General features: G+C 52.0%; 11 protein-coding genes. All 11 read right to left on the bottom strand.

Going from position 1 to position 8223, the window contains the following annotated elements; all coding sequences use genetic code 11:
* Nucleotides 1-682, bottom strand: a 682-nt coding sequence (atpB, locus tag COY37_RS11385) for a F0F1 ATP synthase subunit A (RefSeq protein ID WP_286977646.1), incomplete at its 3' end; no start/stop codon positions are given.
* A 37-nt stretch (nucleotides 683-719) separates the two neighbouring features.
* Complete coding sequence (locus COY37_RS11390; RefSeq protein ID WP_286678331.1) at nucleotides 720-1130, bottom strand: hypothetical protein; 411 nt, start codon at nucleotides 1128-1130, stop codon at nucleotides 720-722.
* Nucleotides 1114-1527, bottom strand: a complete 414-nt coding sequence (locus tag COY37_RS11395) for an AtpZ/AtpI family protein (RefSeq protein WP_286678330.1) — start codon at nucleotides 1525-1527, stop codon at nucleotides 1114-1116. The genes COY37_RS11390 and COY37_RS11395 overlap by 17 nt, the downstream gene beginning before the upstream one ends.
* Nucleotides 1528-1639: 112 nt before the next feature.
* On the bottom strand, nucleotides 1640-2092 hold the full coding sequence (locus tag COY37_RS11400; RefSeq protein WP_286678329.1) for a deoxycytidylate deaminase: 453 nt from the start codon (nucleotides 2090-2092) through the stop codon (nucleotides 1640-1642).
* 11 nt (nucleotides 2093-2103) lie between these two features.
* The gene (gene glyA / locus COY37_RS11405) at nucleotides 2104-3354 is read right to left on the bottom strand and encodes a serine hydroxymethyltransferase (RefSeq protein WP_286678328.1); all 1251 of its coding nucleotides are present in this window, start codon (nucleotides 3352-3354) and stop codon (nucleotides 2104-2106) included.
* A gap of 3 nt (nucleotides 3355-3357) precedes the next feature.
* The gene (rpiB, locus tag COY37_RS11410; protein ID WP_286678327.1) at nucleotides 3358-3807 is read right to left on the bottom strand and encodes a ribose 5-phosphate isomerase B; all 450 of its coding nucleotides are present in this window, start codon (nucleotides 3805-3807) and stop codon (nucleotides 3358-3360) included.
* Nucleotides 3808-3993: 186 nt separating this feature from the next.
* Nucleotides 3994-4659, bottom strand: a complete 666-nt coding sequence (locus tag COY37_RS11415) for an L-threonylcarbamoyladenylate synthase (protein ID WP_286678326.1) — start codon at nucleotides 4657-4659, stop codon at nucleotides 3994-3996.
* Between the two features lies 1 nt (nucleotide 4660).
* On the bottom strand, nucleotides 4661-5545 hold the full coding sequence (gene prmC, locus COY37_RS11420) for a peptide chain release factor N(5)-glutamine methyltransferase (protein WP_286678325.1): 885 nt from the start codon (nucleotides 5543-5545) through the stop codon (nucleotides 4661-4663).
* Between the two features lie 12 nt (nucleotides 5546-5557).
* Nucleotides 5558-6625, bottom strand: a complete 1068-nt coding sequence (gene prfA / locus COY37_RS11425; RefSeq protein ID WP_286678324.1) for a peptide chain release factor 1 — start codon at nucleotides 6623-6625, stop codon at nucleotides 5558-5560.
* A 232-nt stretch (nucleotides 6626-6857) separates the two neighbouring features.
* Nucleotides 6858-7817, bottom strand: coding sequence for a DUF1385 domain-containing protein (locus COY37_RS11430; protein WP_286678323.1), 960 nt, complete (start codon nucleotides 7815-7817; stop codon nucleotides 6858-6860).
* Nucleotides 7818-7832: 15 nt separating this feature from the next.
* The coding region (rpmE, locus tag COY37_RS12110; RefSeq protein ID WP_502693758.1) for a 50S ribosomal protein L31 at nucleotides 7833-8223 on the bottom strand (391 nt) is incomplete at its 5' end.

Here is an 8223-nt window from a genome sequence, read left to right on the forward strand (position 1 = left end):
CTACTGCCCAGCTACCAAAAAGAATTATAAGGCCCAACAGTGCGCCGACAACAATATGGCCTGCAAGCAAGTTGGCAAAAAGTCGGAGGGCCAGTGAGAGAGGTTTCGCTAGCTGGCTCACGATTTCGATTGGGTAAAGGATGAAATAGAGCCAAGTTGGCAGGCCGCTAGGCGCAAGATTCTTAACATACCCGAAAGGACCCTGTTTTATCATTCCCATCAACACAAATGTTGCGAACACTATAATCGCCATCGTCGCCGTAAAATTAATATTCGCCGTTGGGGAGTTGGAACCAGGGATCAAACCAAGAAGGTTGTTAAAGAGGACGAAGAAGAAAATAACGCCGATAAATGGAAGCCACTTCTTACCTTCATGCCCCATGTTGGGATCAACGATGTCCATCTTGATAAACTGAACGAGTGCTTCGATGGCATTCCTGAGACGACTGGTTGGAACCAATTCCTTTGCTCGAGCGGTATACAAAATAAGGCCGGCCACAATGATCGTAGCGAGCCATACCACAACTACCGCTTTGTTTATTGAGAAATCGATACCGAGGAGATGCATCCCCGGTCCATGGGGAAGTGGGATTCCAAAGAACTCGTAGGCGTGCTCGTTCGAGAGGCTAAATTCATTTAAAAGTTCAGTCAACACGTTGCCGCCAGCTGCTTCTGCCGCCAATTTAACTACTCCTTTCTTGGCTTATAAGCCAGGTAAACTAATCTCTTAACCAATTTTTAACGCTTATGGCTAATACGACTGTAAAGCCAACTGCGATTGTGACCAGCACAACCGGCAAGTTCAATTGCACAATACGCGACACGAGAAATGCCAGCAACCATAAGCCGATCAGTCGTATCCAGAAACCGGCTACAGCTATACCAACCACCGCACCAGCCGATTTCTTCAGATATCGATCCGATTTCTTAATGAAACCAGTGGAACTCAAAACATATATGCCGAGCAAGATAAGCCCGACGAAGGCGCTCTGTAAACCCAGCAACCCTTTGAAGTACCATCCCGCCACCAGCGCTCCCGCCCAAAATGGGAGCCCGTAGAGTGCGATCTCTTTTAAATTAAACGGGGGCTTATGACGCAGGCTTTTACTTCTTCTACTTTGAGGAGCCACGCTTGCGTTGCTCCTCTTTCTGCTCTTCTTCAGTGATAATGCGGTACATATTCAAAAACCCTGCTATCGAACCTATCACTATCCCTACGACCAGCGCCCACGGACCCTTATAGCCGGTAATCCGATTAAAAGCCCATCCTAGGAAAGTTCCGATAAGTACCGCCGCTACCAACTCAGTCCCAAGAGATACAAATCTCATCAGGTCATCAGAAGAAGAATCCGGGGTATTTTCCTGCTTCTTTTTGCCTATCGCTTTGTTTTTGTCAGCTACGTATTCTACGTGTTTCTCAGCTCTTTGTTCTGTTGCCGCATCGCCTTGTTCTTCGACGTCGTCGCCTTCAAATTCCTGGTCCCAGTACGGCCAACGGTCATCATCAGATTGTAACATTTGTAGCATATTACGCTCCAACCCTTAGAATTCTACAATAATTTTCACATAGTTTCAATAGCTTGGTTGCCTATTTTAACGAACATCGTTAAAAATGTAACGTTCAAAAGTGCTGCTAGGCCTAGAAAGAGAGCTTCTTAACCTTGATACCCGCTTCGCTAAGTAATTCCTCGGATAGGGAGTCCGGGTACCCTTCTTCGTAAAATATTTCCGTAATGCCCGCGTTTATTAACATTTTAGCACACAGGACACAGGGCTGGTGAGTGCTATAGATCGATGCTCCTTTGACAGCTACCCCATAGAGCGCAGCCTGGATGATGGCGTTTTGTTCGGCGTGAAGGCCGCGGCATAGCTCATGGCGTTCACCGGAAGCAATCCCCTTCTCTTCACGGAGACAGCCAACATCGTAACAATGCTTTATACCAGAGGGCGCACCGTTGTATCCGGTGGCAAGAATTCTTTTATCGCACACCAGAAGCGCACCGATTTTGCGCCGCAAGCAGGTGGAGCGCTGTGAGACTTGCTTCGTGATATTCATAAAATACTCATCCCAGGAGGGACGGATATCGTTCATAGATTTCCCTTCTAAACCCCAACCGTGAGGCTTTTATAAATCGGGAACGCCCCGCACATGCTGATGATCTCGCCCTTGACGCGTTTAAGGACGGCCTCGTCGTTCATGGATTCGAGAGTGTCGGCGATCAGGCTCGAGAGGTGCCTGGTTTCGGCTTCTTTGAGGCCGCGCGTCGTAATCGCCGGCGTGCCGAGACGAATACCGCTGGCCACCGAGGCGCTTCTCGTTTCAAACGGGATTGTGTTCTTGTTGACGATAATGCCGACCGAAGCCAGCACGTTCTCGGCATCTGCGCCGGTAATCCCCTTATTCGTGAGGTCGACCAGCATCAGGTGCGTATCGGTGCCTCCCGAGCAAATTCTAAAGCCCCGCTCGGTCAAGGCCGCGGCCATCGCGCGCGCGTTTTCAACGATTTGCGCCGAGTACACTTTAAACTCATCGGTCATCGCTTCTTTGAGGCAAACAGCTTTAGCGGCCACCGTATGCATCAAAGGCCCGCCCTGAGTGCCCGGAAACACCGCTTTATCAAGGGCTTTTCCATACTCCGCGCGGGCCAAGATAAGACCGCCGCGCGGGCCGCGAAGCGTCTTATGTGTGGTTGAAGTAACGATATCGCTGTAAGGTACAGGGCTCGGATGGACGCCGGACGCGACAAGGCCTGCAATATGGGCGATATCCACCATAAGGTATGCGCCGACCTCATCGGCAATCGATTTGAACGCTTTAAAGTCGATGATTCTGGGATACGCACTCGCCCCGGTCACGATCATGCGGGGTTTGTGTTCGATAGCGAGCTTTCGTATCTCATCGTAATCGAGTTGTTCGGTCTCGTGGTTCACGCCGTATGCAACCACGTTATAGATTTGTCCCGAGATATTTGCGGGGCTGCCGTGCGTTAAGTGACCGCCGTGCGGCAACATTAATCCCATGATCGTATCCCCGGGCTTTAGAAGCGCCAGGTAGACGGCCGCATTCGCCTGAGAGCCGGAATGGGGTTGCACGTTGGCATACTCGGCCCCAAAGAGCTCTTTTGCCCGATCGCGGGCCAGGTTCTCGGCGATATCCACAAACTCGCAGCCGCCGTAGTAGCGATGCCCCGGATACCCTTCGGCGTATTTATTCGTCATGACCGATGCCTGTGCTTCAAGCACGGCATCGCTGGCGTAGTTTTCTGAAGCTATAAGATCCAGCGTGTTTTGCTGGCGGGTCAGTTCTCCCTGGATAGCCTGCCAGATTTGCGGATCACTTACTCGTAACGTCATTGCTCACTCCTGATTGTTCTCGATCTCACTTATCTTACTCACGCGCTCGGCGTGTCGTCCACCTTCAAATTCGGTCTTGAGCCAAACCTTTAATATCTCCCGGGCCATCGCCGGGCCGATAATACGCGACCCGACCGTAAGGACGTTTGCATCGTTGTGCTCGCGGCTAAACCTCGCGCTCACGGGTTCGCCGCAGTTGGCCGCCCGAACGCCTTTTACCTTATTCGCCGCGATGGCGACGCCGATTCCCGTGCCGCACACAAGCACACCGCGATCAAACTCGCCGCTTGCCACCTTCTCGCCCACCGCCTTGGCAAAAACCGGGTAATCCACGGATTCTTTGCCGTTCATCGTGCCGACATCAAGGAACTCGATTCCCTCCTGCCGGAGAACTTCCTTAAGTTCTTCTTTCATGCCGTACCCGGCATGGTCGGCGCCTATTACGATCCTCAAACTCCCTTACCGCCTTTCCTGAACCTACCGTTAACACAGTCTTTTAAAGGATACCCCGAGCTTACAGGCTTGTAAAGCCCCTAGCAGACAGTGGGGAGTAAGCAGTAAGCAGCATTAAAACTTACTAAACTTATCAAATCTTTATAACCGTTATAGCTAAAATTGTTCTGTATCACTGCCTGCTCTCTACTGCTTACTTAACCCCAATTTTGCACTCAGGTCCTTCCATGATAAAAACCCTTCGCGGATGAGTTTAGGCTCTGGCGATGAAACATCCACAACCGTAGATTCGATCCCGAGTTCGGTTGTGCCGCCGTCGACGATATATGATACGCGGCCCCAGAGGTTTTCTTTGGCCTCGTCCGCGGTCTTTGGGCTCGGGTTATCGGCTATGTTGGCGCTGGTTGTCGCGAGCACAACGCCGGCAAGCTCGATTATCATCCTTGAAATAAGGCTATCGGGACAGCGAATCCCCACTGTCTCGCTACCGGCCGTAACTTCATCGGGCACTATCGGTTTTTTCTTAAATATTAAGGTCAGCGGGCCGGGCCAGTACTCTTCGATCAGTTTTTTAGCGACCGGATTTACTACTCGAGCATACCGCTCGGCATCCGCAGGATTAGCGATCATCAGTATTAAAGGCTTATCGGCAGGGCGTTCTTTCGCTGCAAATATGGCCAGGTCCGCTTCGGGAATCATCGCGTTTGTGCCCATCCCGTAAACGGTATCGGTGGGAAAAACGATAAGTTTCCCCGCCCATGCCGCTTCTGCAACCGGCACCAGCTGCTCCGTCTTGGGATTATGCGGGTCGATGGCGACAAGTTTTGTCTCTCTTGGAACAAATCCTGCCATATTACGCCTTCCGTGCCGTAACGATGCGGTCGATGCCCCGGTAGTCTTTGCGGACTTCAATATCCTTGAAGCAGCCGACCTCTTTCAGTAATGCGACGATATGAGGAGCCTGGTTGATTCCGATTTCAAAGAGCAGCATGCCACAGGGCAATAAAAACTCCGGGGATTGGCGAACGATGTTCCGGTAAAAATCGAGCCCGTCCTCGCCGCCGTCAAGGGCCTCCGCCGGTTCAAATTGGACCTCCCGCTGCAGGGCGGCAAGCTCGGAGCGCGGGATGTACGGCGGGTTTGAGACCACCATATCGAGCCGCCCCCGCAAGTCGCCAAGGCCGCTCAAAACATCGGAGGCAATAGCGTGGACTCTGCTATCAACCCCATACGTGCGGGCGTTTTCTTCGGTAAGCGAAATCGCCTCCGCGGATATATCGGCTGCATAAACTTTTACCTGCTTATACTCGTACGCGATGCTTACGGCGATCGCACCGGTACCGCTTCCTATGTCGGCAACGGTTCTGGGACCGCCGAGATTGTTAAGTTCAGAGAGCGCCGCCTCGACCAGAAGCTCTGTCTCGGGCCTCGGGATAAGCACACCCTCACGACATGCCAGGTCGAGGTGCCCGAACTGCTGGTGCCCGAGGATATACTGAAGCGGCTTTCCCGTTAGCCTCTCCTTTATGACTTTATTTACAAATTCAAGCTCGGCTTGGGTAAGAGCATGCTTCCTGTTAAGGTAAAGCTCCGCTCTGGAACAACCTAACGCGTCTTCGAGAATTCTCTCCGCCTCGACCTGCGGGTGTAACACAGCGCCACCCTCCAGCCAAAGGGTGGCCCAGGTAAGAACATGATGTATTGTCTCTGATGTTACATCTAAAACTTTATCTATCACAATCACTGCACCTTACACCACCTGCTTGAGCTTCTCCGCCTTATCGGACGAGGCCAGCGCGTCGATTACATCGTCGATTTCTCCTTCGAGAATCGCCGGCAGGTTGTGAACCGTAAAGTTGATGCGGTGATCGGTGACCCTTCCCTGCGGGAAGTTGTAAGTCCTGATCCGCTCACTGCGGTCTCCGGTACCGATCTGGGAGCGCCGCTGTGCGGTAAGCTCGGCCTGCTGCTCCTCGAGCATCTTCTCATAGATGCGCGCGCGCAGGATTCTCATCGCCTGCTCGCGGTTTTGCAACTGGCTCTTCTCGTCCTGACATGAGACGACAAGGCCGGTCGGCAGGTGCGTTATTCGCACCGCGGAGTCGGTGGTGTTAACCGACTGACCGCCCGGTCCGCCCGATCTAAAAACATCCACTTTAATGTCGTTCGGGCCGATCTCGACCTCGACATCCTCGGCCTCGGGCAAAACGGCAACCGTAACCGTTGAGGTATGAATCCTCCCGCCGGATTCGGTAACCGGAATCCTTTGAACCCGGTGGACTCCTGACTCGTATTTCAGCCTGCTATAAACGCCATCGCCCTTGACCTCGAAGATAACCTCTTTAAAGCCGCCCGCATCGGATGGGCTCGAGCTTAAGACCTGTATCTTCCAGCGTTCGGACTCGGCGTAGCGGCTGTACATCCTGAAGAGGTCGCCCGCAAAAAGGCTTGCCTCATCGCCGCCGGCGCCCGCCCTGATCTCGACGATAATATCCTTCTCATCGTTCGGATCCTTTGCTACCAGCAGAAGCTTAATGTCTTCCTCAACTTTTTCCCTCTCCTCGCGCATGGACTGCAGTTCGGCGCGCAGGAATTCTTGCATCTCGTGGTCTTTCTCTTCTTTGACCATTTCCCGGGCGTCGGCTATCCCGCTTTCCAGCTCTTCCAGGCGCTTGACAAGGTTGACAAGGGGCGTCATCCCGGCGTGCGCTTTTGCGTAGTCGCGATACTTATTCTGATCGCCGATTACCGCCGGGTCGCTTAATTGCTCCGTTATTTCGTTATACTTATTTAAAACTTCTTGTAATCTTTCCAACATCGTAATCACCAATATTTCTAGCCGTTAGGTGTGCTCAAGCAACACAAAAGCTGCAGATACGCCCAACTCTTACCAACTTTTAATTATAGTAGAAACGGGATGAGATTAGAAGTAATGACCGCATCATTCGGCAATGCGAACCTAATGTGGAATTGACATGGCACACTAATAGTAGACATCTTCCTAAGGGATAACTTCTAACCGCATACGAGTTGCGAGTGGTTTTGTCGCGCTATGAAGACTCGAGCTCGATCAAAACCAGGCTGGTTTCGGTATCCGGTTGCTGACCGTTGCTTGGAGCGGTCTCTTTTGTTGCAAATCCCTCTACGCCCTCAGCCGCGAGGACACCCTTAAGCGCATAGATCGCGACTTCAAGCTGCGATTCATCGGGCTCTTTCGTGGTAAGTTTTTGAAGCGCCAGGCCCGGCCACGTGAGAATCTTCATCATCCGGTTGTTGCTGTATTTCGCGGCAAGCCTGGTTATCTCGTAAGAGATACCGGCAACCACAGGGATAAGGATTATCTTGCCGGCGATCCTGGTAAACACGTTTGTCGTTGGAAGAAACGAGAACGCGAGGATGGCGACCACCATAACGATGAGCATAAAGCTCGTGCCGCAGCGCACGTGAAGCGTTGTATGTTTGGCGGCGTTTGCGGGGGTCAACTCCTCACCCGCTTCGTAGGTGTGGATGGTTTTATGCTCCGCTCCGTGGTACTGAAAGACCCGCCGAATATCCTTGAGCTTCGATACCACGGCGATGTAGATAACAAAGATGCTGATCCTGAATGTCCCCTCGACGAGGGCGAACAGGACACGGTTGCCGATCAGTTGATGGGCGGATCTGGTCAGATAAAACGGGACGACCATGAACAAGCCGATGACCAAAACGAGTGCCAGGCCTAAGGTCGCCACCATCTCTTTAGGTGTGATCTCCTCTTCCGCCTCCCCGAGCGAGAGGTTTGCGGAAAGAGCTATGGTTTTTACCCCGAGAATCATGGTTTCGATTAAGACAACAATGCCCCTTAACAGGGGTTTTTTAAGAATAGGCCAGCGTTCACCGATTGATTTCGAGCGCTCGGTAATATCGGTAATTTCGCCTTCCGGCGTTCGTACGGCAAGGCTCCAATATTTGGGGCCTTTCATCATAACGCCCTCTATAACAGCCTGGCCGCCGTAGTAAGTTTTGGCCACGCTAGCCTATCCCCCTTATTCTGCAGCTTCTTTTTTAGCTGCTTTGGCTTCCGGTTCCTCTGCATTCGATCCGGTAACTGTTAGACCGTATTTCTTCTGGAAACGCTGCACCCTACCACCGCTGTCGACGAGCTTCTGCTTACCCGTGTAGAACGGATGGCACTTCGAGCATAGCTCTACTTTTAACTCTGATTTGGTCGAGCGGGTTGTAAATGTCTCGCCGCATGAGCACGAAACTTTTGCCTCGACATAATCAGGATGAATATCCTTCCTCAAGCCTTCCACCTCCAAAAAAATAGTCCACAGCATTTCAAACCTACCTGCCGTGAACTCTTGACCTCGGCTAAACTGCACTAATCGTAGCACAACGAGTTCGGAATGACAAATCGTTTTTAAGAAGCCGGGA

It is taken from the genome of Candidatus Aquicultor secundus, from assembly GCF_002791875.1.
In the GTDB taxonomy this organism is placed as follows: Bacteria; Actinomycetota; Aquicultoria; order Aquicultorales; family Aquicultoraceae; genus Aquicultor_A; species Aquicultor_A secundus.

Bases quoted from the DNA above. Each gene is read 5' to 3' on its own strand.
- COY37_RS11395 (WP_286678330.1), bottom strand. From the start codon at position 1,527: ATGCTACAAATGTTACAATCTGATGATGACCGTTGGCCGTACTGGGAC.
- COY37_RS11400 (WP_286678329.1), bottom strand. From the start codon at position 2,092: ATGAACGATATCCGTCCCTCCTGGGATGAGTATTTTATGAATATCACG.
- glyA (WP_286678328.1), bottom strand. From the start codon at position 3,354: ATGACGTTACGAGTAAGTGATCCGCAAATCTGGCAGGCTATCCAGGGA.
- COY37_RS11415 (WP_286678326.1), bottom strand. From the start codon at position 4,659: ATGGCAGGATTTGTTCCAAGAGAGACAAAACTTGTCGCCATCGACCCG.
- prfA (WP_286678324.1), bottom strand. From the start codon at position 6,625: ATGTTGGAAAGATTACAAGAAGTTTTAAATAAGTATAACGAAATAACG.